This is a genomic window from Aristophania sp. ESL1142 (genome assembly GCF_058107345.1).
Genome location: NZ_JBYLUH010000001.1, coordinates 337,378 through 359,915, shown reverse-complemented (window position 1 = coordinate 359,915; position 22,538 = coordinate 337,378). Strand labels below are relative to the sequence as shown.

General features: G+C 47.4%; 23 protein-coding genes and 1 tRNA gene. 9 read left to right on the top strand and 15 right to left on the bottom strand.

The features are described 5' to 3' along the window. The first annotated feature begins 2 nt into the window (after nt 1-2). From xylB to AC3B6P_RS01610, 4 genes are read left to right on the top strand one after another with little or no spacing between them, the layout of a single operon-like run. Complete coding sequence (xylB, locus tag AC3B6P_RS01625) at nt 3-1,484, top strand: xylulokinase (protein WP_489804413.1); 1,482 nt, start codon at nt 3-5, stop codon at nt 1,482-1,484. Next, nucleotides 1,481-2,134: a beta/alpha barrel domain-containing protein gene (locus AC3B6P_RS01620; protein WP_489804412.1), complete on the top strand. Its 654-nt coding sequence runs from the start codon at nt 1,481-1,483 to the stop codon at nt 2,132-2,134. The genes xylB and AC3B6P_RS01620 overlap by 4 nt, the downstream gene beginning before the upstream one ends. 7 nt (nt 2,135-2,141) lie before the next feature. Next, nucleotides 2,142-3,173 (top strand): NAD(P)-dependent alcohol dehydrogenase, encoded by a 1,032-nt coding sequence (locus AC3B6P_RS01615; protein ID WP_489804411.1) that lies wholly within the window; start codon nt 2,142-2,144, stop codon nt 3,171-3,173. Next, entirely contained in the window at nt 3,170-3,712 is a 543-nt protein-coding gene (locus tag AC3B6P_RS01610) for an SIS domain-containing protein (protein ID WP_489804410.1), read from the top strand. The genes AC3B6P_RS01615 and AC3B6P_RS01610 overlap by 4 nt, the downstream gene beginning before the upstream one ends. 9 nt (nt 3,713-3,721) lie before the next feature. Here the strand turns inward: AC3B6P_RS01610 and AC3B6P_RS01605 are convergent, their stop codons facing one another. From AC3B6P_RS01605 to AC3B6P_RS01590, 4 genes are all read right to left on the bottom strand, one after another. Next, nucleotides 3,722-4,276, bottom strand: coding sequence for a 6-pyruvoyl trahydropterin synthase family protein (locus AC3B6P_RS01605; protein ID WP_489804409.1), 555 nt, complete (start codon nt 4,274-4,276; stop codon nt 3,722-3,724). Beyond that, on the bottom strand, nt 4,273-4,992 hold the full coding sequence (queC, locus tag AC3B6P_RS01600) for a 7-cyano-7-deazaguanine synthase QueC (protein ID WP_489804408.1): 720 nt from the start codon (nt 4,990-4,992) through the stop codon (nt 4,273-4,275). The genes AC3B6P_RS01605 and queC overlap by 4 nt, the downstream gene beginning before the upstream one ends. Further along, the gene (queE, locus tag AC3B6P_RS01595; protein ID WP_489804407.1) at nt 4,989-5,630 is read right to left on the bottom strand and encodes a 7-carboxy-7-deazaguanine synthase; all 642 of its coding nucleotides are present in this window, start codon (nt 5,628-5,630) and stop codon (nt 4,989-4,991) included. Before queE ends, queC begins: the two co-directional genes overlap by 4 nt. A gap of 138 nt (nt 5,631-5,768) precedes the next feature. Beyond that, a tRNA-Asp gene (locus AC3B6P_RS01590) sits at nt 5,769-5,845 on the bottom strand. Nucleotides 5,846-6,117: 272 nt separating this feature from the next. Between AC3B6P_RS01590 and AC3B6P_RS01585 the strand changes: the two genes are divergently transcribed. Both AC3B6P_RS01585 and AC3B6P_RS01580 read left to right on the top strand, forming a co-directional pair. Next, nucleotides 6,118-7,725, top strand: coding sequence for a catalase (locus AC3B6P_RS01585; protein WP_489804406.1), 1,608 nt, complete (start codon nt 6,118-6,120; stop codon nt 7,723-7,725). A gap of 79 nt (nt 7,726-7,804) precedes the next feature. Further along, complete coding sequence (locus AC3B6P_RS01580; RefSeq protein ID WP_489804405.1) at nt 7,805-8,428, top strand: ankyrin repeat domain-containing protein; 624 nt, start codon at nt 7,805-7,807, stop codon at nt 8,426-8,428. Here AC3B6P_RS01580 and AC3B6P_RS01575 read toward each other — a convergent pair. Both AC3B6P_RS01575 and AC3B6P_RS01570 read right to left on the bottom strand, forming a co-directional pair. Then, nucleotides 8,425-9,333, bottom strand: a complete 909-nt coding sequence (locus AC3B6P_RS01575; RefSeq protein ID WP_489804404.1) for a pepsin/retropepsin-like aspartic protease family protein — start codon at nt 9,331-9,333, stop codon at nt 8,425-8,427. The genes AC3B6P_RS01580 and AC3B6P_RS01575 overlap by 4 nt on opposite strands. 14 nt (nt 9,334-9,347) lie before the next feature. Continuing rightward, nucleotides 9,348-10,337, bottom strand: a complete 990-nt coding sequence (locus tag AC3B6P_RS01570) for a tyrosine recombinase XerC (RefSeq protein WP_489804403.1) — start codon at nt 10,335-10,337, stop codon at nt 9,348-9,350. 27 nt (nt 10,338-10,364) lie between these two features. Between AC3B6P_RS01570 and AC3B6P_RS01565 the strand changes: the two genes are divergently transcribed. Then, on the top strand, nt 10,365-12,629 hold the full coding sequence (locus tag AC3B6P_RS01565; RefSeq protein ID WP_489804402.1) for a primosomal protein N': 2,265 nt from the start codon (nt 10,365-10,367) through the stop codon (nt 12,627-12,629). Nucleotides 12,630-12,644: 15 nt separating this feature from the next. Here AC3B6P_RS01565 and AC3B6P_RS01560 read toward each other — a convergent pair whose 3' ends face one another. The 5 genes from AC3B6P_RS01560 to AC3B6P_RS01540 all read right to left on the bottom strand — a co-directional run bounded on the left by AC3B6P_RS01560 (nt 12,645) and on the right by AC3B6P_RS01540 (nt 16,250). Then, nucleotides 12,645-12,872: a hypothetical protein gene (locus AC3B6P_RS01560; RefSeq protein ID WP_489804401.1), complete on the bottom strand. Its 228-nt coding sequence runs from the start codon at nt 12,870-12,872 to the stop codon at nt 12,645-12,647. 266 nt (nt 12,873-13,138) lie between these two features. Continuing rightward, nucleotides 13,139-13,450, bottom strand: coding sequence for a heme-degrading protein HmuQ (gene hmuQ, locus AC3B6P_RS01555; RefSeq protein WP_489804400.1), 312 nt, complete (start codon nt 13,448-13,450; stop codon nt 13,139-13,141). Nucleotides 13,451-13,462: 12 nt separating this feature from the next. Continuing rightward, nucleotides 13,463-14,275 carry an ATP-binding cassette domain-containing protein gene (locus tag AC3B6P_RS01550; RefSeq protein ID WP_489804399.1) on the bottom strand — a complete coding sequence of 271 codons (813 nt, stop codon included), beginning with the start codon at nt 14,273-14,275 and terminating at the stop codon, nt 13,463-13,465. Next, nucleotides 14,272-15,312: a FecCD family ABC transporter permease gene (locus AC3B6P_RS01545; RefSeq protein ID WP_489804398.1), complete on the bottom strand. Its 1,041-nt coding sequence runs from the start codon at nt 15,310-15,312 to the stop codon at nt 14,272-14,274. Before AC3B6P_RS01545 ends, AC3B6P_RS01550 begins: the two co-directional genes overlap by 4 nt. An 11-nt stretch (nt 15,313-15,323) precedes the next feature. Next, nucleotides 15,324-16,250 carry a heme/hemin ABC transporter substrate-binding protein gene (locus AC3B6P_RS01540; RefSeq protein ID WP_489804397.1) on the bottom strand — a complete coding sequence of 309 codons (927 nt, stop codon included), beginning with the start codon at nt 16,248-16,250 and terminating at the stop codon, nt 15,324-15,326. A gap of 131 nt (nt 16,251-16,381) precedes the next feature. Between AC3B6P_RS01540 and AC3B6P_RS01535 the strand changes: the two genes are divergently transcribed. Then, entirely contained in the window at nt 16,382-18,562 is a 2,181-nt protein-coding gene (locus AC3B6P_RS01535; RefSeq protein ID WP_489804396.1) for a TonB-dependent receptor domain-containing protein, read from the top strand. Between the two features lie 126 nt (nt 18,563-18,688). On the opposite strand, the gene AC3B6P_RS01530 is transcribed toward AC3B6P_RS01535, so the two are convergent. From AC3B6P_RS01530 to ykgO, 3 genes are read right to left on the bottom strand one after another with little or no spacing between them, the layout of a single operon-like run. Then, a complete protein-coding gene (locus tag AC3B6P_RS01530) occupies nt 18,689-18,874 on the bottom strand; it encodes a hypothetical protein (protein WP_489804395.1) in 186 nt (61 codons plus the stop codon). Between the two features lie 17 nt (nt 18,875-18,891). Next, nucleotides 18,892-19,590: a tetratricopeptide repeat protein gene (locus tag AC3B6P_RS01525; protein WP_489804394.1), complete on the bottom strand. Its 699-nt coding sequence runs from the start codon at nt 19,588-19,590 to the stop codon at nt 18,892-18,894. Between the two features lie 7 nt (nt 19,591-19,597). After that, nucleotides 19,598-19,723 carry a type B 50S ribosomal protein L36 gene (gene ykgO, locus AC3B6P_RS01520; RefSeq protein WP_489805518.1) on the bottom strand — a complete coding sequence of 42 codons (126 nt, stop codon included), beginning with the start codon at nt 19,721-19,723 and terminating at the stop codon, nt 19,598-19,600. A 237-nt stretch (nt 19,724-19,960) separates the two neighbouring features. Here ykgO and AC3B6P_RS01515 point away from each other — a divergent pair, with 237 nt between their 5' ends. Beyond that, nucleotides 19,961-20,380, top strand: a complete 420-nt coding sequence (locus AC3B6P_RS01515; RefSeq protein WP_489804393.1) for a hypothetical protein — start codon at nt 19,961-19,963, stop codon at nt 20,378-20,380. A gap of 9 nt (nt 20,381-20,389) precedes the next feature. Here AC3B6P_RS01515 and AC3B6P_RS01510 read toward each other — a convergent pair whose 3' ends face one another. Continuing rightward, complete coding sequence (locus AC3B6P_RS01510) at nt 20,390-22,531, bottom strand: S9 family peptidase (protein WP_489804392.1); 2,142 nt, start codon at nt 22,529-22,531, stop codon at nt 20,390-20,392. Between the last annotated feature and the right edge of the window lie 7 nt (nt 22,532-22,538).

The following is a 22,538-nucleotide window of genomic DNA, read 5'->3' as shown; positions in this document are numbered from 1 at the left end:
ATATGGCTCTTATTGTCGGTGTCGATAGTTCAACCCAGTCATGTAAGGTGGAATTACGGGAGCTTGAGAGTGGTCGGTTAATGGGGCGCGGATCGGCGCCCCATTCTCCGGCTCATGCGCCTTGTAGTGAGCAGGATCCTCACGAATGGTGGCATGCTTTTGAGAAGGCCCTCAATAATGCTGTAGAGGCATCGGGGCAGGACCGGCATGACATTGTGGCGATTTCTGTTGCAGCGCAATGTCATGGTCTTGTTGCTCTTGATGAGAAAAATCATATTATTCGTCCTGCCAAATTATGGAACGACACGCAAAGTGCTCCGCAACTTCAGAAATTGCGTGAAAAAATTGGTGCTCAATCCTGGATTGAAACGGTCGGTTCTCTGCCTACTGCTGCTTTCACCTTAAGTAAGATTGCGTGGCTTGCAGAAAATGAACCTGAAAATTTTGCCCGTTTAAAACGTATCTGTCTTCCACATGACTGGTTAACCTTCAGACTGTGTGGACGTCATGTGACAGATCGCTCTGAGGCCTCGGGCACGGGATATTGGAACGCTCGGGAGAATCATTACGTGCTGGATTATCTTGCACTGATTGACCCTGATCGTGACTGGGCGGCTATGCTACCGGAGGTTTTGGGACCAGAAGAAAGTGCCGGAACCATCACACTTGAAGCGGCAGAAACTCTCAATCTGCGCCCAGATGTCATTATTGGCCCTGGCGGAGGAGATCAGCATGCCGCGGCTCTTGGACTGGCGGTAGAACCAGGAGATGTTGTTTATACCATTGCAACATCGGGGGTTGTTTTTACGACGTCTCTGACACCTGTTTTTGATAAAACCGGCCTAGTAGATGGCGTCGCTGATTGTGCTGGAGGGTTTTTACCGCTTGTCTCGACCCTGAATGCGGCACGTGTGACAGATTGGATGGCATCATTATTGAATGTCAATCATGAAGAATTAAGTCGGCTTGCCTTGGAAGCAAGCCCTTTTTCAGCACCATCTTTTGCGGCTTTTCTGGATGGAGAACGTAAACCGAACCGTCCGACAGCACATGGGATGATTGCAGGTCTTACCTCCTATACGTCCCGTGCTGATCTGGCACGTGCTGCGTATGAAGGGGTTTTGTCAGCCCTGTACAGGGGTGAAAAACTTATGAATCAGGCAGGGATTTGTACTGACCGGCGCGTTCTGATTACAGGAGGGGGAGGGCGTTCGCCTGCTTATAGGCAGATTCTGGCAGATTTTACAGGGCGTGATGTTTTTATTGCAGACCCGGTAGAGGCTGATGAAGCCACAGCGCGTGGGGCGGCAATTCAGGCAGCCTCTATCGTCAGGAAAGTTCCAGTTATGCAGATGAGACGTCAATGGGCGCCGCGATTGGACCATGCTGCGTCTCCTTCTTCAGATGCTTCAAGTCGGGACGAAATCATGAAACGCTATCTGATTGCGGCAGACTGGACGGGCTTTGATGGAATGATGACATGAAAGAACGTCCTGAAATTACTTTAAATTATCAGCTTGTAAAAAAAGTTTATGCTCTTCCTGGGGTGACATTAAGTGGCAGCCTTTATGCTGTTCCTCATGCACAGAGAAAGCAGATGGCGCAAGAACTGTCACGCGCAAAGGTTACGTTACATGCTGATCTTTTTGCTGATGAAGTCCAGGGGGTAAGCCTTGGAGAAATTCGGGTCCTGGGGCAGGATTCTGATAATATTATCGATGTTCACCTTTTAAGTGAGAAAGCACTTCGTTTTCTGGATGTGCTTTGCCGGCTGAATGTCAGGAAAATTATTTTTCCCTTTGAAGGGGTGCGTAATCCGGCAGAAATTATCCAGAAGATACGCCAGGCAGGAAAAGAACCGTGGTTAGCGATTGCCCCTGAGACATCACTCATTTCCTGTAAAGCTTTTCTGCCATTTCTTGATGGTGTGTTGGTAATGCTGATTCCACCAGGGACAAAACAGCAGGCTGATTGGACATTGCTGGCGAAGGTTCATGAAGCGTCACTTCATGGTCTGTCTGTTGGTGTGGATGGGGGTGTGACGGAGAACCGTCTGGCCTCCGTCATTGCGGCTGGGGCGACTTATCTGGTGATAGGGCGCTCCCTTTTTAACCGTATTTCTACAGTATTGTGAGGGTATTATGTTTAAAACATGTGAATCTATCCCTTCTAAAATGAGGGCTTCTGTTCTGACAGGACCGCAGAAAATACAGCTTGAGGAACGTCCTGTTCCTGTGCCTGATGATGATCAGGTTCTTATTAAAGTCAGTGCCGTGAGTGTCTGTGGTTCTGACGTTCATTATTATCAACATGGACGGATTGGCGACTTTATTGTCAAAAAACCCTTGGTACTGGGTCATGAGGTTTCAGGGCGCATTGTTGGTGTTGGACGTAATGTTTCAGAGAGCCGGTTAGGGCAGCGCGTTGCAATCGAGCCACAACGGGCTTGCGGCACATGTTTCCAGTGCCGGGCAGGGCGTTATAATCTGTGCCCCCATATGGAATTTTATGCGACACCTCCTATTGATGGTGCTTTCCAGGATTATGTAACGATTCAGGATTCTTTTGCGCATCCGATTTCCGATAAGGTATCAGACGAAGAGGGTGCTCTGTTGGAGCCTCTGTCAGTTGGTATCTGGGCCTGTCGTAAAGCGCATATTGTGCCGGGGTCACGTGTATTGATTGCAGGTGCCGGCCCGATCGGTACGCTGACCGTGCAGGCAGCGCGTGCTTTTGGCGCGGCAGAGATTATTGTCTCGGATTTGCAACCCGAACGCCGCGAGAAAATCATGCATTATGGTGCAACAAGGACCATAGACCCTGCTCAGGAGAGTGTCTCTGATTTAGGTGTTGATGCTTTCATTGATTGTTCCGGTTCTCCCAAAGCTGTTCAGTCAGGCATTTTTGCCGTGCGTGGTGCTGGGTATGTCGTACTTGTCGGTATGGGAGGTGACGAGATGATGCTGCCCGTTTCCACTATTCAGGTAAGAGAGATCAGCCTGACCGGTGTTTTCCGCTATACTGATACATGGCCATTGGCTGCTCATCTGGTTGCGTCAAAACAGGTTGATCTGGCCTCTATGGTTACAGGGCGCTTTGATCTGGAACATGCTGAGGATGCGTTAAAGGAATCACTGAAACCGACTTCAATGAAAGTGATTGTGACCTTATGAAAGAGGCAGTGACAATTCAGAGTATATCAGCACTTTGTGAAGAATTGTCTGATGTTATGTTTCATGTGAAACCAAAGCAATTCTCGCAGGCTCTGTCTTTGTTAGAGGGTTCCAGACGCCGCTGGTTTTTTACAGGGCAGGGTCGTTCAGGACTTGTTGCTCAGATGGCGGCGATGCGCTTTATGCATTTAGGGTATGAGTCTCATATGGTGGGGGAGGCGACAGCCCCTTCCATCAGGAAAAATGACGGACTTCTTGTTATTTCCGGTTCGGGGGAAACAGTCGTTACACGACATTTTGCCCAACTGGCCCGCTCAGAAGGAGCCGCTTTACTGGTTCTGACACGTGAAGCTGAAAGCAGTCTAGCTAAAATGACAGATGTACTGCTTGAAGTTCCCGTAAAAGAGAGCCGTCAATTCGGGGGCAGTCTTTTCGAGCAGGCCTCTTTAATGACATTAGATGCTCTCGTGTTGGCATTAACGAACGGAAATACCGTTCTTTATGACGTAATGAGCAAGCGTCATACAAATTTGCAATAAGATCAGATGTTACAGGTCCGAAATCGTATCATCAGCTCTGTTCCACCAATGATGTTTAGCCGAAGGGTCAGAGCCTGGGAGATAGGAAAGAGGGTCTCCTGACAGACGTACGGCATTAGTTGGCGTTTCACGGAGTTCAAGCGTTTGTAAGGCGAGCTTGTCGCCCTGTTCATGGAGAAAAGCATTCAGCTTGGCCATCAGCAGGGCGGCCATGATTTCCGTTGTCGGGTCTCCAGGCGTGACGATAATATGGTCAAGCCTTTGCGGCTCATATTCCTTAAACCAGCTTAAAAGTGGATCGCTCTCAGAAAGCTGAAAAGCATGATCAATCCGTTCATCAATAAAACGGTGCCAGCGTCCCTTGGCCTCGGCAAAAGGGAGGAGCATATTGCTGTGCCCATCAAGGCGTTTATGGGTGTTATTTTTCCCCGCTCCCAACGTTACGGTCACATATTCATTATGCCCATGAGGTGTTGCACAGCGTTCGCTACAACCAGAAATCAGACGATGGGCCATACTGAAACGTCTGGTGAAAACAAGTTCGGGACGAGGTTCGTATGTCATAAACTCTCCTGATAGCGGCGCCAACCTTCTGCACGGAGCTGACAGGCAGGGCAGTCTCCACAACCATATCCCCAATCGTGATTGTGTGTGCGGTCTCCTTTATAGCATGAATGACTGTTATGGCGGATAATTTCTACCAGGTCCGGGCCAGCTATCTGATTACAAAGTTGCCATGTCTGTGCCTTGTCTAGCCACATGAGCGGCGTGTGCAGGACAAAGCGCTGGTCCATTCCCAGATTAAGGGTGACCTGCAAGGCCTTGATGGTGTCATCCCGGCAGTCAGGGTAGCCTGAGTAATCTGTCTCGCAAACGCCTGTAATGATATGTTTTATGCCGCGCCTGTAAGCCAGAGCTGCCGCATAAGTAAGAAAAATGAGATTACGTCCCGGAACAAAGGTTGATGGGAGGCCATTCTGATTCAGACTGATCTCGGTTTCTCGCGTTAAGGACGTTTCAGACAAGGCGCCGAGGCTTGTAAGATCAATCATATGATCTGCCCCAAGCTTTTTTGTCCCTTCAGGAAGGAGGGCACTGATTTCACGTCTTAAGGTTTCACGACATTCCAGTTCAACAGCATGGCGCTGACCATAGGCATAACCTACAGTTTCAACCTCATCAAAAAGAGTTAGTGCCCATGCTAGGCAACTTGCTGAATCCTGCCCTCCTGAGAACAGAACCAAAGCTTTCTGATTTGAGGAGAGGGCCGTTTCTGTCATGGTATGCCGATCAGTTTATGGGTTTGCAAGCTAAGGCGCCATTGAGGGTGGGACTGACAATAGCGTACAGCCTCTGATGTAGCTTGTACGCAATCTGGACCATCTTTAGGTTGAAGCCAGAAATGAGAAAAATCAAGCTGTTCAAAAAGAGACGGAGGAAGGTCTTCTTGAGGATAAACAAGTTTTAATTCAGAGCCTTTTATTTGCACGAATGGTAGGCCAGGCTTAGGGCTGACGCAAATCCAGTCTATGCCTTCAGGGGCCATGATCGTACCGTTTGTTTCCACTGCGATGGTAAAGCCCTGCGCTTTGACAGCTTTGATTAAGGGAATATCGAGCTGGAGTAACGGTTCGCCTCCTGTGAAAACGACATAGCGGTTTATGGGATCGGATGTCTCCTTTTTCCAATAATGGCTGATTGTCTGAGCGAGGGTTTCAGCAGAGTCAAAACGGCCACCCCCTGGTCCATTTGTGCCGATGAAATCAGTATCGCAGAACGAGCAGGAAGCACTGGCGCGATCTTCTTCGCGACCAGACCAGAGGTTACATCCGGCAAAGCGGCAGAAAATGGCGGCACGACCGGTATGAACGCCTTCTCCTTGCAGAGTGGCGAAAATTTCCTTTACAGCGTAAGACATAGATCCGAGATGTTGTTAAGTCTGTTTACAGAGGCGAGATTTATTTTGCGTTTATAGGGAATTATAAGGCGCATATTTCGAGGGGATACGTCGAATCGCTTCAGAGTTATTTTTAATGATTTTCTGCCACCAATATAGTGGCGCGAGTGACGGGGCTCGAACCCGCGACCTCCGGCGTGACAGGCCGGCGCTCTAACCAACTGAGCTACACCCGCTTCGTAAAAGCCTCTTTTTCAGAAGGCATCCCTTAGTGGGTGGCGTTCATCTAACAGTCCCTTGAATGTCTGGCAAGAGGGAAAATGTAATTTTTAAATTTTTCTGACAGAAACAGACAGGGTGATTTGATGATTTATTAATTATTCTTATTCTATAATATCAAATTATAGGTAATACCTTTATTTATAATGGGGAATATCATTTTCCTCTCCCTGTCGAAAGTAAGGTAGCCTCAAAACTGATCAAAAAAAGAAATTCGGAGGAAATACTCATGAAAAAGAGTTTTATATCCTTACTTTCCCTGCCTTTACTCATGTCAACGGCTTTGGCTGGTCCTTCTACAGGGCCGTCCGTCAAGCCGTCCTTGATGCGGCAGGATTCGGGTGCTGTAACGGTTGATAATCAGAACTCCAAAACGGCAGGACAGGATGGTCCGGTTGTTCTTGAGGATTTTGCCCTCATTGAAAAACTGGCCCATTTTGATCGTGAGCGTATTCCAGAACGTGTCGTACATGCGCGTGGGGTAGGAGCGCACGGTTATTTCGTTGCCAATGGCGCTTTTAGCGCTTTCTCAAAGGCTGCCCTGTTTAAAGGGGGCACGAAGACACCGACCTTTGTTCGTTTTTCCACTGTCATGAATTATCGTGGTTCGCCAGAAGCTGCGCGTGACCCTCGTGGTTTTGCAACAAAATTCTATACAAGTGAGGGAAACTGGGACCTGGTTGGAATTAACCTGCCTGTGTTCTTTATTCGTGATGCAATAAAATTCCCAGATTTTGTTCATGCTCTCAAACCAGATCCTGTCACGAATATGCAGGATATGAACAATCAGTTTGATTTCTTCTCCAATGAGCCTGAATCGGTTCATATGCTGACTTATATCTATTCAGATAAATATGGCATGCCGATTAATTACCGTCATATGGATGGTCAGGGTGTGCATGCTTTCCGGGTTATTAATGACAAGGGTGAGACGCATTTTGTGAAGTTCCACTGGGTCAGTCAGCAGGGCGTTAAAGGCATGGATTTAAAGGCCACCCATGCGGCAGACACAAATTATGCGACGATGGATCTCTATAAAGCCATTGGGGAAGGTAATTTCCCCAAATGGGATCTGTATGTTCAGATCCTGACCCCTCAAGAAGCCGCGGCCCTGCCTTATGATGCCTTTGATGATACAAAGGAATGGATGGGGGTTCCTGAAAAGAAAATTGGCACAATGGTCTTAAATAGAATGCCTGAGAATTTCTTCCAGGATACTGAACAGGCCGCCTTTTCTCCAGGAGTGATGGTTCCCGGTATTGAGCCGTCTCCTGATAAGATGCTTCAGGGACGCCTTTTCTCCTATTCTGATACGCAGCGTTACAGGGTGGGGGTAAATTATCAGGATCTGCCCATTAACCGCCCTCTTATTGAGGTCAGGAATGATCATCAGGATGGTGTCATGAGCATCCGCCCACGAAAAGGACATGTGAATTACCAGCCAACCAGCCGTTATGATGACCCCGGTGCGACAATTGATGAGACAAACCCGGGGATGGGGGTCATACGGGCTGAGGCGCCACAGAATGACCCTGATAATCTGAGCCGTTATCAGGTTTCAGGCGAGGTACTAAAACAGACAGTGCACCCGACAGATGACTTTGCGCAGGCTGGGCAGGTTTATCGTAATCTCTCATCTTATGAGCAGGGGGAAGTAGTTTATAATCTGGCAAGTGACATGAAAATGGTCAAAAGTCATGAAACCAAGGTCCGCTTTACCTCTTATGTTTACCGGGCTGATAAAAATTATGGTGAGCGTCTGGCAAAGGCCCTGGAACTTGATATTGCTGAAGTTGCCAAAGCAGCAGATCATATTCCAGACATGCAAGCGCAGTAAGAAACAGGTCTGATGAAGGGTGCTCCTTTCAGATATACAGGAGCACCTTTATTGTGACGAGAGAGGAAAGTGCGCAGGTATGTTTCGCAAGTTTTTTCTTTTAAGTGGCGTTTTACTAACTGTTCCGGCTATTTCTTATGGAGCAGGGCAGGATGCTTCTTTACCATCGCAGAATTCTGAACAGGCCAGAACACGTTATAGTCTGAATGATCTGCATGAAATTTATTTTGATGCAGCCCGTCAGGGCCGTAATGACATTCTGGAAGGGCTGATAAAACAGGGATTTGGTCCGAATATACAGGATGAGAAGGGGTACACACCCTTAATTCTGGCCGCATATAATAATCATCTTGAAACCGTAGAATTGCTTTTATCTCATGGAGCTGAAGCCTGCATGGAAGATCATACAGGGAATACAGCTTTGATGGGGGCTGCTTTCAAGGGAGAAAGTGATATTGTACGCCGTCTTGCAAAAGCAGGGTGCCCGGTCGATACAAAAAATCATGCCGGTCAGACGGCCTTGATGATGGCGGCTTTATTTGGACGTAATGATACGGTGAAAACATTGCTTGCCCTTGGGGCTGACCCGCTGATTCTCGATAATAAGGGTGAGAGCGCTTACAGTCTGGCCAAGGCCCAGAATAGTCAGGGTACAGTCAAGCTTCTGCAGGAAGCCCAGGCAAAACGGCTGATGAGGCATTAACGGGGATCAGGAAAGACCTGCCCTGTCGCGTTGGAAATCCAGATATGGTGGGTTTTGAACCAGTCCGCGCCGAGAAGCATGTCGATATGGGGTTCTGTTCTGGCAATGGTAAGAACCGGGTTCTGGGTAAGTTCTGTGCCAATGCGGAGTTGGTGGAATTTGTGCCACTGGTAACGTCGTTCCCGTGAGCCAATCCCCGTACTATAGCCCCCTGGGTCCTGCGCTAGTTCGTCGTTGCTGAGGCCGATTTTATGGGCGAAAGATAGGCTGAGGATATGTGAACGTGCACCACTATCCAACAAGGCCATGCCTTCATGTCCGTCTAGTGTAAAAGGGATCAGAAAACGGTTTGCATCATGTTTGGTGATGAAGGGCTCTATTGTTTTTTCAGGGCCCGGGTGGTTCCAATGAGGGGGCCGTTGGCAGAGTTTCGAGCCTAGATGAACCTGCCAGAGTGTTAAAAGGTTATGGGGGAGATCAAAATCAAGATCATAATGGCCCAAGATATCCATTCCTATCAGCCCGAGCAGAGGAGGATGGAGTAAGGGGGCGCCGGGCAGTCTGCCGATAGGGAAAATATGATCAGTCAAATGTAAATTACCAATCATGAGGGATCCTACCGTCAGGTTAGGAACAAGATGATTACTTCCATCAGGACCTGAGATGAGGGTTTTGAGCCTGTTATCGGCAGAGAGCGCAAAACGGCTTAAGGCCTCCGGAGTTAGAAGGCTGCCTTCAGAGCCTGTATCAATAAGGAAAGAAAGTTCATTTCCCTCAATCTGTCCTTTTGTGGTGAGGGTATAGTCGGTATCAGTCAAGGGAACTGTGGCGATGTGAGTGAAAGAGCAGACGGTACCACCGTAGCTTAAGGGGGCAAAAAAACTTGCGGTTATCGTCGCAATCATAAAAAGCACATAATTCATGATGATTTGACGTTAGCGCGAGGATGAGCTTTCTGCCAGACCTCCATAAGATGGCGTTCATCGGCTAATGTATAAATTTGCGTGGAAGAGAGACTGGCATGCCCCAGAAGTTCCTGAATGGCGCGTAGGTCTGCTCCACCCTGTAAAAGATGTGAGGCAAAAGCATGGCGGAGCGCGTGAGGTGTTGCAGAATCAGGCAGCCCTTGAAGTTTGCGCCATTGTCTCATGGCTCGTTGGGCAACGCCTGGATTAAGAGGGCCGCCTCTTACGCCACAAAAAAGTGGCTCTGAAGGGTGGGGGGCAGGGTGTGCTTTCAGCCAGGATTGCAGGGTGTTCCTGACTTTCGGGAGGAGTGGAACAAATCTTTCTTTTCCTCCTTTGCCCTTAATGAGTAGGACGTCTCCTCCTGAACGATTCAGGTCTGAAATTGTGAGGGATAAAGCTTCGCTGATACGCAGGCCCGCTCCATAAAGAAGCGTAAAGAGTGCTTCGTCACGCAATGCCATAGGGAGGGTGTGTTCCTGTTCGGCAATGCCTTCAGGTGCTTTCTGAGCATCTTCTACCGAAAGAGGGCGTGGCAGACGTGGTTTGAGGCGGGGGGCGTTGAGCTGAAATAGGGCCTGTTGTTCGAGACCATGTTCTTTTTTAAGGTAATGGAAAAAAGAGCGTAGTGCGGAAAGACGCCGGGCGAGACTACGCGCAGTGCTTTCTTTATGACTATGTTGATATCTTCCTGATTTTTGTTCGGATTTTCTTGTTTCATGTGCAAGCCAGCTTCTGAAATCTGCTAGTTCAAGCTGTTCCAGATCAAGAATTGTTGGTTCATGACCTAAATGTTTCTGGAAAAAATTGAGTGCCTGCACGCCATCATGACTGTAAGCTATAATTGTTTTTGCACTGAGATGTCGGTCAAGATCCAGCCATTCCTTCCATGCTTCAAGGAGCGCATAGGCTGAAAGAGGGGGCTGAGTGATATGAGATGTCATAATGATTGAGAATAAGGCAGATTCATTTTGAAGAAAGAGGAAGAAAATTCCGAATCTGATGTTACTCCAAAAAAAGAAAAGGGGGAAAGGATTCGCCATTCTGTCCTGATTCCCAGACCTTTTCCCCAGCCTCTGGATTATTGTTTTTCCCGTTCCCTTTCGCCAGGAACATTGGTGCAGGTTCCTCTTGGACGCAAAGAGATTATGGGCTGTGTCTGGGATTCTGACTGGTGTGAAAAACTCCCGGTTGATTTTCGTCCTCATCTTCCAGGGCGTGTTTTTGATCTTTCCCGTCTGAAAGAAATTGACCACGTCATAGAAAATGTCCCTTCACTGCCAGAAAGCTTGCGCAGATTTATTGATTGGCTTTCAGCCTATACACTTAGTGCTCCGGGTATGGTTCTGGCGATTGCCTTACGTGTTCCGCTTGCGGGTGGTTTCCGGCCTATAACGGGGTGGATTGCAGGGTCGGAGAGGTTTTCTCCTGATGTACGATTAACCGCAGCACGCCGTGCCGTGATGGAGGTCGCTTCTGCTTTTGAAGCACAGACAGCGCAGGTCCTCAGTGAGAAAAGTGGTTCCAGCATTGCTGTTATTAAAGCGATGGGCGCACAGGGACTTCTGAAAGAGGTGCCGATAGAGGTACCATGGTGTGAAAAAAGGCCGGATGCACGATTTCATCCTCCTCATTTATCTGGGGAGCAACGACGTTGTGCCGATATTTTACGAGAGCGTGTTGAAAGACAGGATTTTAGCGTTACCCTTCTTGAAGGGGTTACAGGCTCTGGAAAGACAGAGGTTTATTTTGAGGCGGTTGCAGCCGCCTTGGAACAGAAAAAGCAGATATTGGTTCTCCTGCCTGAAATTGCATTGACGACGCAGTGGATGGAACGTTTTACAGCTAGATTTGGAGTAGAGCCTGCCCTCTGGCATTCTGACCTGACCATCAGGAAACGCCGCGAAGTATGGCAGAATGTTGCCTCAGGGAGTGTTGATGTGCTTGTAGGAGCGCGGTCAGCCCTGTTTCTGCCCTTTATCAATCTTGGTTTGGTGATTGTTGATGAGGAGCATGAGAGTACTTTCAAGCAGGAGGAGGGCGTTCTCTATAATGGACGTGATATGGCGATTGTCAGGGCGCGTCTTGTCTCAGCTTCGACCATTCTGGTTTCCGCAACTCCATCTTTGGAAACAGTCGTAAACGTGGAGCAGGGGCGTTATTTTCATGAAAAGCTTTATGTCCGTCACGGAGGAGCACGGTTTCCTGAAATCAGTCTGGTTGATATGAAAAAAGAGGGGCCTGAGAGGGGATTATTCCTGTCGCCTTTTCTCTGTGAAGCAATTGATAAAACCCTTGATCGGGGCGAGCAGGTCATGTTGTTCCTCAATCGTAGAGGCTATGCCCCACTCACCTTATGTCGGGCATGTGGGTACCGCTTCCAGTGCCCTCATTGTACAGCCTGGCTTGTAGAGCACAGGGCGCGTGGCAGAATGGCCTGTCATTATTGTGAATATACCCAGCCAATTCCAACTCATTGTCCTGAATGTCAGGCAGAACATAGTCTTGTGCCGATTGGTCCTGGTGTGGAGCGTATTGAGGAGGAAGCAAAAGCCCGTTTTCCTGACGCAAGGATCCTCTCCATGGTTTCTGACACACTAACAAGCCCTGGTGCGACGCAAGAAGCTGTGAGACAGATTTCAGAAGGAGAGGTCAATCTGATTATAGGAACACAAATTGTCGCAAAAGGATGGCATTTTCCCAATCTTACATTAGTCGGTGTCGTTGATGCTGATCTAGGGCTTGGAGGTGGTGATTTAAGGGCGGGAGAACGGACAATGCAGCTTCTTCATCAGGTATCAGGTCGTGCCGGAAGGGGGGAGAAACCAGGACAGGTTATGCTACAAAGCTACGTAGGGGACCATCCAGTAATGCAGGCGCTCCTTCATAATGATCTTGAAGGTTATATGCGGCAGGAAGCAGCTTTAAGAAAGCCAGGATTCTGGCCGCCTTACGGTCGGTTGGCTGCGTTAATCATCAGTTCACCCCATGAAAAAATGGCAGATAAAACGGCCCATGACCTCGCCCTTCAAGCCCCACAGGGGCCATTTATCCAGATCCTGGGACCAGTACCTGCGCCTTTATCGCTGTTTCGTGGGCAGCATCGGCGCAGAATGCTTTTACGGACGAGGCGTAACATAGCTGTACAACCTTTAATCAGACAGTGGCTGGAAAAGATAAAAATCAGCCGCGATGTCAAGATTACAGTGGATATTGACCCCGTTTCCTTTATGTAAGATGGGAAAGACTGCTTAAAAACGGCCCCGGCATAAATTAACGACAGTACCGCCGACTCCAATGAATGTGATGAAGTTGCGAAGCCAGGGTCTCAGCTTCTGAGGACCAAACAGAATCAGGAGCATAGCTCCAGTCATAACGACTTCTTCTGCGCGTAACTTATTGGAATCAGGGATCTTTTTATCCTTTGCGTTTTTACGCAGACCATTTTTTTTATCAAGATGCTGGAATTTGAAAGACATAGACCTCCCCCTCTGTAAATGTTTTTAAGTCACTATAGAGTAGTGTAAATGCAATTATCTGAAAGAATCATTATAAAACTCTTACAAATTTATAATAATCATTTCAGGGAGCTGTTTTTATTATTATCCTCTATAAGGGTGTATCAAATGTCTCATGTAGAACGGATTAAATTATTTATTTCGGTATCGATTTTATTTTTTGTTCTGAAACACAGGAAATGGAGAATATAGCTGTCACCATTCCCTGTGTTTGTTGTTTGTATCGGTTAAGCAACGTTTTGGAGGACATCATATCCTTCAAAGCAGGGTGGGCCAACTGTCAGCCCTTTAGACCGGGGAGCATGGCTATGGGCCAGTCTGAATGCTTCGGAGTTTGTCCAGTTTATGAAATCATCATAACTGTTCCAAAGGGTATGGGAGACATAAAGAGTGTGATCGTCAGCTTTCGGGCCACGAAGAAACTGAAATGATATGAAACCGGGCAGTTTTTTGAGGTGAACTTCTCGATTGAGCCAGTTCTGCTCAAAGGTTTCTTCATGACCGTGTCCGACTTTAAAGCGGTTCATGGCAATGTACATTTTATTTCCTTTCTAGAAATCATGACAGGCAGTGAGCATGTCATGAGGAATGAGGTAAGGACGGTTAGTCTGTTTGTGATGTTTTATAATGGAGGAAGGTAACCCAAAGACAGAACCGATTATTGCGTCTGTCATGACGTCCTGGGGCGGCCCTTGGGCATAGATTTTTCCTTTTTTGAGTAGGATGATGTGGTCGGCTATTGCTGCGGCCCAGTTCAGATCATGAAGGACGATCATGGCGATGCCACCTTTCTGGACATATTGTTTTACCAGAGAGAAGATGAGAAGGTGCTGTGCAGGGTCCTGGGCAGAGAGGGGTTCATCCAGTAGTAAAAGCTGGGTTTCTTTTTGTCTGTTTATGTTTAGTTGCAGTAAGACACGGGCTAGGTTGGCTCTTTGTCGCTCTCCGCCCGAAAGGGTCTGTATATTCTGCCTGCTTTTCTGGCTCAGCCCTACTGAATGAATGGCCTGTTCCACTAATGTATTTTTTACCTGCTGTGAAAGAGAATGGTCCAGACTCTGGAAAGCCATAGTTACAAGTTCTGAAGTTGTAAAAGAGGCTGTAATTGGGCTTTCCTGAGCTAATAAAGAACGCTTTTGTGCAAGAGTTTTAGATGATATCGTTTTGAGATCGATATTATTTAACAGTATTTTTCCAGAGCTGGCTGTTTTAAGGCCCGCCGCTAGTTCCAGGAGTGTGCTTTTCCCGGCTCCATTTGGACCTAAAAGGACAATAATCTGCCCGCAATCAGCTACAAAACTGATATTCTCAAGTAGGATATTGTGATCAATCCGATAGGCCACATCTTTGAAAATGAGTGTCATGATGTAAAATTCCCGGAACGTGTTTTTGTCAGTAACCAAAGAAAAGCAGGTGCTCCCAGTGCGGCAGTAATGATCCCGACGGGGACTTCCGCTGGTGGTGCAATAAGGCGTGCGGCCGTGTCAGACCATAAAAGGAGTAGAGCGCCAGAAAGGCCGCTGGCAGGAAGGACGATACGATGATCCGGCCCCGTAACGAGACGCACGAGATGCGGTACAATAACGCCGATAAACCCGATGACACCAACAAAAGACACAATAGGTCCTGTTGCGAGAGCCACACTGAAAATAGCCAGTTTTTTAAAGCGTTCTACAGGTTTTCCCAGAAGAATGGCTTCTTTCTCACCGAGGAGGAAGGCATTTAACGTGTGCCTCAGGGAAAATATGAGCACTATGGAAATCAGAAAAGAGGGTAGGAGGATTAGCAGTGTTGACCAGTTTGCGCCTGCTATGCTGCCGAGATTCCAGAAGGTAATGTCGCGTAGAGCTGTATCATTGGCGTTGAAGATTAATATGCCAGTAATGGCAGCAGTAAAAGCACCAATGGCGATTCCTGCAAGAATGACCAGAGTGGTTGAAAGTCCCTCCTGACGTCTGGAAAAATAATAAAGCAGTGTCGTTGTAAGAAAGCCTCCTATGATTCCTGAAAGAGGGAGAGACCATTTTATGATGAGATTCTGAAAAAGTGCATTTCCATGAAGAATATTTCCTAGACCCAAAGAACTTTCCAGAACGATGCAGATTGTCGCTCCTAAAGCTGCCCCTGAAGAGACGCCTGTAAGCCCAGGGTCAGCAAGGGGGTTGCGGAATAGTCCCTGCATGACGGCACCTGAAAGACCAAGGGCTGCGCCTGCCAGAATGGCGAGAAAAATACGGGGAAGACGGATCTGCTCTATAACAAATAAGTTTAATTTATAATCATGGTCATGCGTGATTGTGAAACCTGCCGCCCCTATGAAAGAGGCAAACAAAGCAGAGAGAATGAGTGTAATCGTAAGAGCCGAGAGTATGATTACGGAGGAAGGACGGGAAGAAACCATAAGGGAACGTCCTAAAAATGGCTCAGTGCCTGGGCAAGTGATAAGGCTGCTTGTGGTGTGCGTGGACCAAAGCCCAGGAGCTGCTCTCCTTCCATAGAAATAAGGGCATTATTCTGTCCTGCAGGAGTCAGACGGAAGGCAGGGTCCTGTGCCATAAGCATTTTCACCTGTTTCTCACTTTGGGACATCGTGAGGATGACATCAGGTTTTAAAGCAGCAATGGCTTCACTATTGAAAACTTTATACCCCTCTATATCGTGCGAAATGAGGGAGGCTCCAGCAAGAGAGATAATTTGTTCAGAAGCAGTATGGCGGCCTGCAACAAGAGGGCGTCCGTTAATGACCTGTAGAATAAAAAGAACTGCTTTATTGTTTTTATGTGTATTGCGCCATTGAGTGAGTGCGTCCCATTGAGTCTGGATTTCCTGACAGAGTTTTTCGCCTTCTTGCTTTTTTTGCACCAGACGAGCCAATAATCTGGTGCGGCGTTCAATAATGTTGGGAGATGGTGTTGCCTCTACGAAAAATACAGGAATTTTCGAAGCTATAAGATGGTCCATTGTTGTGGCAGGACCGGCATCATCAAGAGAAAGAATTAAGTCAGGTGCAAGTGATAAAATACCTTCAGGGGAGAGGGCACGCATGTACCCAAAAGAGGGTTTTTCTTTTAAGGCTTCAGGTGGCCAGTTTGAGGTGCTGTCTATACCAATAATACGGTCAGCTGCACCAAGCGCATAGAGTGTCTCTGTTAATGCACCACCAATAACGGCTATACGGTGCCAGTCCTGTATAGGAATGGGGCGGTTGCGGCAATCTTTGATTATCTCGGATGTCGCTGCTTGAGTGCTGGAATAAAGCCCTGTCAGCAAAGCCCCTAATCCAAGTTTTGAAAAATGGCGTCGGCTTAAAGAGCGGATTCTGGACATAGCTGGCTGCATAAAAAGATCCATACAAAGAAACGTGTATTTGGCCTGAATTTTTATGTAAATGAGAATCATTCTCATTGCAATAGATAATCATTATCATTTAGATGGAAATGTTTTTCTCTTCGTAAATGGATGATGAAGCCATGTCTTACTGCTCTTTTTCCTACAGAAAACCAAAGGTTTCTGGGGTCCATATCACATTATGTTGCCTGTCTTTGGTCTGTAGCAAAGCATTGGCAGATGGTTTGGAGAGCACTCAATCGTCTCCTTTATCTGCTGCAGATAATGCCTCTCTTTCTAAATCCGGCACCGATTCGGTAGTGGCACTTCCTTCCATCAAAGTGATGGGGAAGGCGAGTCCTGTCATTGTGCCGCAGGCTTCTTCTACGCTTTCACGTAAGGAAATGTTACGCGTCCAGCCTACCGAGCCCTATGCGATCCTGCGCGATTTACCTGGTGTTTATTTCCAAAATGACGGTACGCCAGCCTTGTCAGTTTCGATGCGTGGCATGCAGGATTTTGGACGTGTTAACGTGATGATTGACGGAGCCCGCCAGAATTTTCAGGAAAGTGGTCATGGTGCCAATGGGAGTGTCTACGTAGACCCAGCTCTTCTTGCGGGTCTTGATGTGACGAGGGGGACTGTTTCAACAGCAGATGGTGGAGGCAGTATTGGCGGTAAAATGAACCTTCATACCCTTGATGTTGATGATATTATTGATGCAGGCAAACAATATGGGGCTATTCTGCGTGGTGTCGGGGGGACCAATAATTATGATGGCTCAGGTGTTATCGGGGTTGGTGACCGTATTAATGATAAGGTTGGCATTGCGGCAGCCTATAGTATGAGAAGTTCAGGCGATTATGAAGATGGGAATGGTGATCGCGTGGCCCATACATTTCAGCGTCTTCAATCCGGTCTGTTTAAAATTGACTTAAAACCGGGAGAAGACCAGACGCTGAAATTAGGAACAGTCATCTACCATAACCAGTTTGGCGTAGGATCAGAAGGAATCGCTAATTCTGACGAAATACAGAATAATACTGGTACGATTGATTATCATTATACTCCTGCTGACAATCAATGGGTGTCGCTTCATGCTAAGGGGTATGTTGTCAGTACCAACATGTCCAATTATACGCCCTCTTTTCAGGCAGTCACAGTGGCTGCTGCTGATTTGACTCATTACGGTCTGACAACATTAGGCTTTGAGGTCGATAACAAGTCCCGCTTTAAGGGGGGACCGATAAATATGTCCCTGACTTATGGCGGCGAATATTACCATGATCAGGTTCATACAAAAAGTAGCACGAATTATGTGGGCGCGACACCAAGTGGAGGTAGAGAAGTCGGTGGAGCGTTTACAGAGTTAACAATGGGGTGGAATATCCTGCAATTGACTGGCGCTGTGCGTTATGACCGTTTTCATCTCTCAGGCAAGGGGAATAATGAATTTCCCGGTATCGCTTCGATGCCTGTCGGAAATTTTCGTGTAAATCGAAGTACGGATGCTGTCAGCCCCAAGGTGACATTTGCCGTAACACCGGTAAAAGGGCTCCAATTTTACAGTAATTATGGTCTAGGGTTTCGTCCTCCCGCGACGACTGAAACGCTTTATTCCGGGTCACATCCAGGGTTGGGTTTTGTGAAATTCGTACCTAATCCATACTTGCGGCCAGAGCGGACATATGGGTGGGAAGTCGGTTCAAAGCTTGATTTCCATAGCGTCTTTTCCAAAGGAGATCATATAGAAATGGACGCAGATTATTATGATACGCGTATCAAGAATTATGTTGGCCAGACTCTGATTAAGGGAAAAGCATCACCTGGTGTTTTCCCTCCGATCCCTAATTCAGGATATCTCTTTCAGAATATAGCAGGAAATAGCTATACGCGTGGGTTTGAAGGGCAGCTTAAATATGATTCCTCACTCTTTTTTGGTTCCCTGTCTTATACAAATACAACGACCCAGCTTGCCCAGCATGATTATACAGGGTACGGTCAGATTGTTACGACACCGCCACGGAATGTCATGGCCTCTACAATTGGGGTTCATTTACTGCAAAACCGCCTTGAACTAGGCGCGCGCGTCAGAGCCGCAACGGGGACAACAGGGCAGCCGACAGGACGCAATGGTACCAATGAGCGTGGGGGATATGTGGTGTTTGACCTCTTCGGCTCTTATCAGATTACCAAAAGAGTGCAGATTTTTACGAGTGCGGATAATGTGACGAACAGGCATTATTATAACAGCTCGCTCTCAACCATTGCCAATCAGGGTTTAACCGTTATGAGCGGAATCAACTTGGCTTATTCTGAGTAAGGTTTTTTAAAAGTGAGATCATTGGGAGTCATATCTCAATGGTCTTGTCTAGTAGCATGCCGACTTTAGTGCATCCCAGAATAATGCAATCAGCTCTTTTTTGTATAAGATGACGTGCAATCTGTTTTAAACTCTTTCTGACTTTCCGGTTACCTGTAAAGTTTCAATGCGTGCAAAATCCAGCGAGCGAATAAAAAGTTCGGAGGAGTGTAATCCTCCCAGTCTCTGTTGGGTAATTGAGCAGAGTTCACGATAATAAATTTGCCTGGAAGCAGTGGACATGCCGCCCAGTATGCTAATTGTTTTCATCATGATTGTTCCTGATTTTGTCAGTCATCCTGACCGAAAGCAGATTGCTCAAAATGTTTCAGGATTTTGTCTTTTTCCGGGAGGAACGGAGCCCGTCTTAAAACTTCATGAAAAGCATTAAGTGCCTTGATATGTTGATGAAGATTTTCCTGAGATTGGGCTAAAAGCAGCCAGCTCATCGGGTCACCGGGGTCATCCTGCAATGAAACGGCGAGATCCTGCACAGCACCTGTCGGGTCATTGCCTTTAAGGCGGGCAGCAGCACGGAGGCGTCTTAATAAAGCATTTTGAGGCTGGAGACTTAAAGCGGTTGAGAAAAGAGACTCCATAGCGGGAATGTTGCCTGTTTCTTCTTTTTCGCCTGCTGTTTTAAGTAATAAGCGCGAGGCCCCGTTTAGCGTGTCCTGACGTAGGGTTTCGGCTTTTTCCAGCAATCTCTGGGTGTCTTCTTCATTTTTGGCCAAAGCCAGTTCTTTTTCTACAGATTGCAGGGCTTTTCTTTGAATTGTTTCTCTGGGGTCTTTTTTAAGGGAAGGTCTGGAGAGAGGGGCAGCAGAAAGAGAAGAACAGCCTAGGATCACACAGAGGGTAGATATAAAAAGAGCCCCATACCAAAAGGTATGAGGCTTTTTTTTCTGTTTCAGGACGACACCGGAGAAAGAGGCTTTATCTGGAAAGGAAGCCTGTAATTTCCCTAAAATGGTCGTATCTAATCTCAATAGAGTCTTAGCCCTGACGTGCTTTCAGACGAGGATTCTTTTTGTTAATGACATAAACGCGGCCACGACGACGGACGATGCGGCAGTTTTTGTCACGAATCTTAGCGGACTTAAGGCTATTACGGATTTTCATGATCCAGGCTCCCAACCAAAAAAGCAGGCTCATCTCTTTATTCTTCAGAGACAACCCACGCAGACATAGCAGGGCTGAAAAGCCCGTATAATTGCGGCCCCAATAGCGTGAGAGTCCGTATTGAGTCAAGAAAAAACCACAAAAGTGCCTTTTCTCTTTGAATGATTTTACATTATGGTAGCCATTATGCGTAAAATTCTGAAAATTTCATTTCTATGTTCTTTGGGATTTCTGTTTTTGGGGATTAAGACTCCTGCCTTTGCACAGACACCTCCTGAGACAGAGAATTTTTTCGGTCCCGAGCTGAACGATTCTCTTGATAGTCAGGCAGAAATTTCCAATGGGAATGCCGAAATCAACAGGATTCTCAAAGTACTAAGGCAGAAACCCGATTCAGCAAGTACTGCCTGTCTTCAGGCCCTTTCAGCGATGCATGACGCGCAGAAACGTCTCAAGAAAGAAGCTGAGAACGTCTCTGACGATGAAACTCGGTCTAACTTTGAGCTGGCACAGGATGTTTTCGGCTCCAGTGTCATGGATGTCAACTCGATGTGCGGAGCTGATGCTCATACATTATGCCGCCAGCATCAATATGATAATGCTGCTTTGACCCAATATTGCCCTCTTCTCCAGGATGAGCCGGAAGAGGGGCAATAAAGCGGATTTTTAGTCTTTCTGGCTCTCATGCTGACTATCGAGGCACCAGAGCGCGAAAGCCTGTACCAGTGCCGTCTCCCGTAACCGTTCGAAGCGCCCTGAAGAGCCACCATGACCGGCTTCCATATTGATCCGGCACAGGAAAGGGCCGCCATGTGCTATATTTCTTAAGCGGGCAATCCATTTGGCGGGCTCCCAATAGGTGACGCGGGGGTCTGATAATCCCCCCATAGCCAGAATCGCCGGGTAGGAAACAGCGCGGATGTTATCATAAGGGGAATAGCCTGCGATGAGGTCGTAAGCCTCTGGGTCGGTCAGGGGGTTGCCCCATTCAGGCCATTCGGGTGGTGTCAGTGGAAGGGTTGTGTCTGACATGGTATTCAGGACATCAACAAAAGGGACCTGAGCTGCAATTCCGGCAAAGAGCTCTGGTGCCAGATTAGCAACAGCTCCCATTAAAAGCCCGCCTGCTGAACCACCATGGGCGACAATATGGCCTGAGTCAGTATAGTTTTTTGCAATCAAATAGTGCGCGCAGGCGACAAAATCAGTGAAACTATTCGTCTTTTTTTCCTTGCGCGCCTCAAGAAACCAGTTCCAGCCTTTTTCTGAACCGCCGCGAATATGGGCAATGGCATAAATCCATTTGCGGTTTACAAGGCTTAAAATACTTCCAGAAAAAGCGGCTTCTATGGAGATACCATAGGAACCATACCCATAAAGCAAGAGTGGTGCTGAGCCATCCAGAAGGGTGTCTTTATGCCGTAAGATCGTGATAGGGACCATTGCACCATCCTGAGCTGGCGCAAAAAGCCTTTCTGTTACATAGAGGGCAGGGTCATGACCTGAGGGGACTTCCCTAACCTTGCGTAAAATTCGTTCACCTGTTTGCATATTGAGGTCATACCAATGTGCAGGTGTGGTCAGGGACTGGTAAACATAGCGTAAAACAGGCTGGTCATATTCCAATATACCCAGCAGATTTAACGTGTAGGCAGGTTCTTTAAAGCTGATTTTCTGGGCTTGTTCACGTAGTGAAGGAGGAGACAGGTTTTCAAAATCTGGGGCCTGTCGAGCAGAAATGACATAGAGATTTTCGTTACACTCGAACCGTTCAATCCATGCGAGATAGTCTTTCCCGGCACAGACGCCAAGCAGGAAATGCCCTTTTTGGCTGGGAAGGAATTCAGACCAGTTTTCACGTTCAGGTGTCTGGTCGGGAACCTGCATCAGCTTAAAATCGACAGCATTCTTACTATTTGTCAGAATGATGAAGCGGTCATTCCAATGGGTGAAACTGTAACGTTCTCCCCTTATCAGGGGCGCTGCGACGGAAGGGGCTGCTTGTGGGGTGTGAGCAGGGATAAGAAGCGTTTCGTTTGTGTCGTGGTCGCCTCGTTCAATAATGATCCATTTTTTAGAATTACTCAGACCAATTGTGAGGAAAAAACCGGGGTCAGTTTCTTCAAAGACCAGATGGTCCTCTCCACCTGATAAGGGACGACGGTAAAGTCTTGAAGGGCGGCCAAAGTCATCACGGTAAATCCAGAAAATCCATTTTCCGTCAGGAGAGATGGTGAAAGACCCCGTTGTGTTTTCTATGGGATCAGCACACAGCTTTCCTGTTTCCAGATCCTTGACCTGAATCCGGTAAACTTCAGAGCCTTGGACGTCCTCGGCATAAATATAGTAACGATGGTCTTCTGTGTGAGCTGCACCGGACAGACTATAATAGGCGTGTTGCTTGGCGAGTTGATCTACATCCAGAAGGATTTCTTCTTTTCCTCCTTCGCGCGGACGGCGGATATGAAGAGGATGCTGCCCGCCTTCCTGGTAACGAATCCCATAAAGCCAGGGCCCATGAGGTACCGGGACGGATTCCTCTATGGGGGAAAGGCGCCCGCTCATTTCTTCAAAAAGCGTCTCCTGTAAAGCTTCAGTATTTTTCAGAACCGCCTTGCTATAGGTATTTTCGGCCTCAAGGTGGGTACGTATATCTTCCCTTAAAACCGTAGGGTCACGGAGCACTTTCTGCCAGTTTTCGTCTTTCATCCAGCCATAGGGGTCTGTTCTGACGCGGCCAAGTTGTTCAATTGTGATGGGGACGCGTTTAGCAGAGGGCGGGGTAGGAATATTTTTTTGAGAATTCATAAGGGAA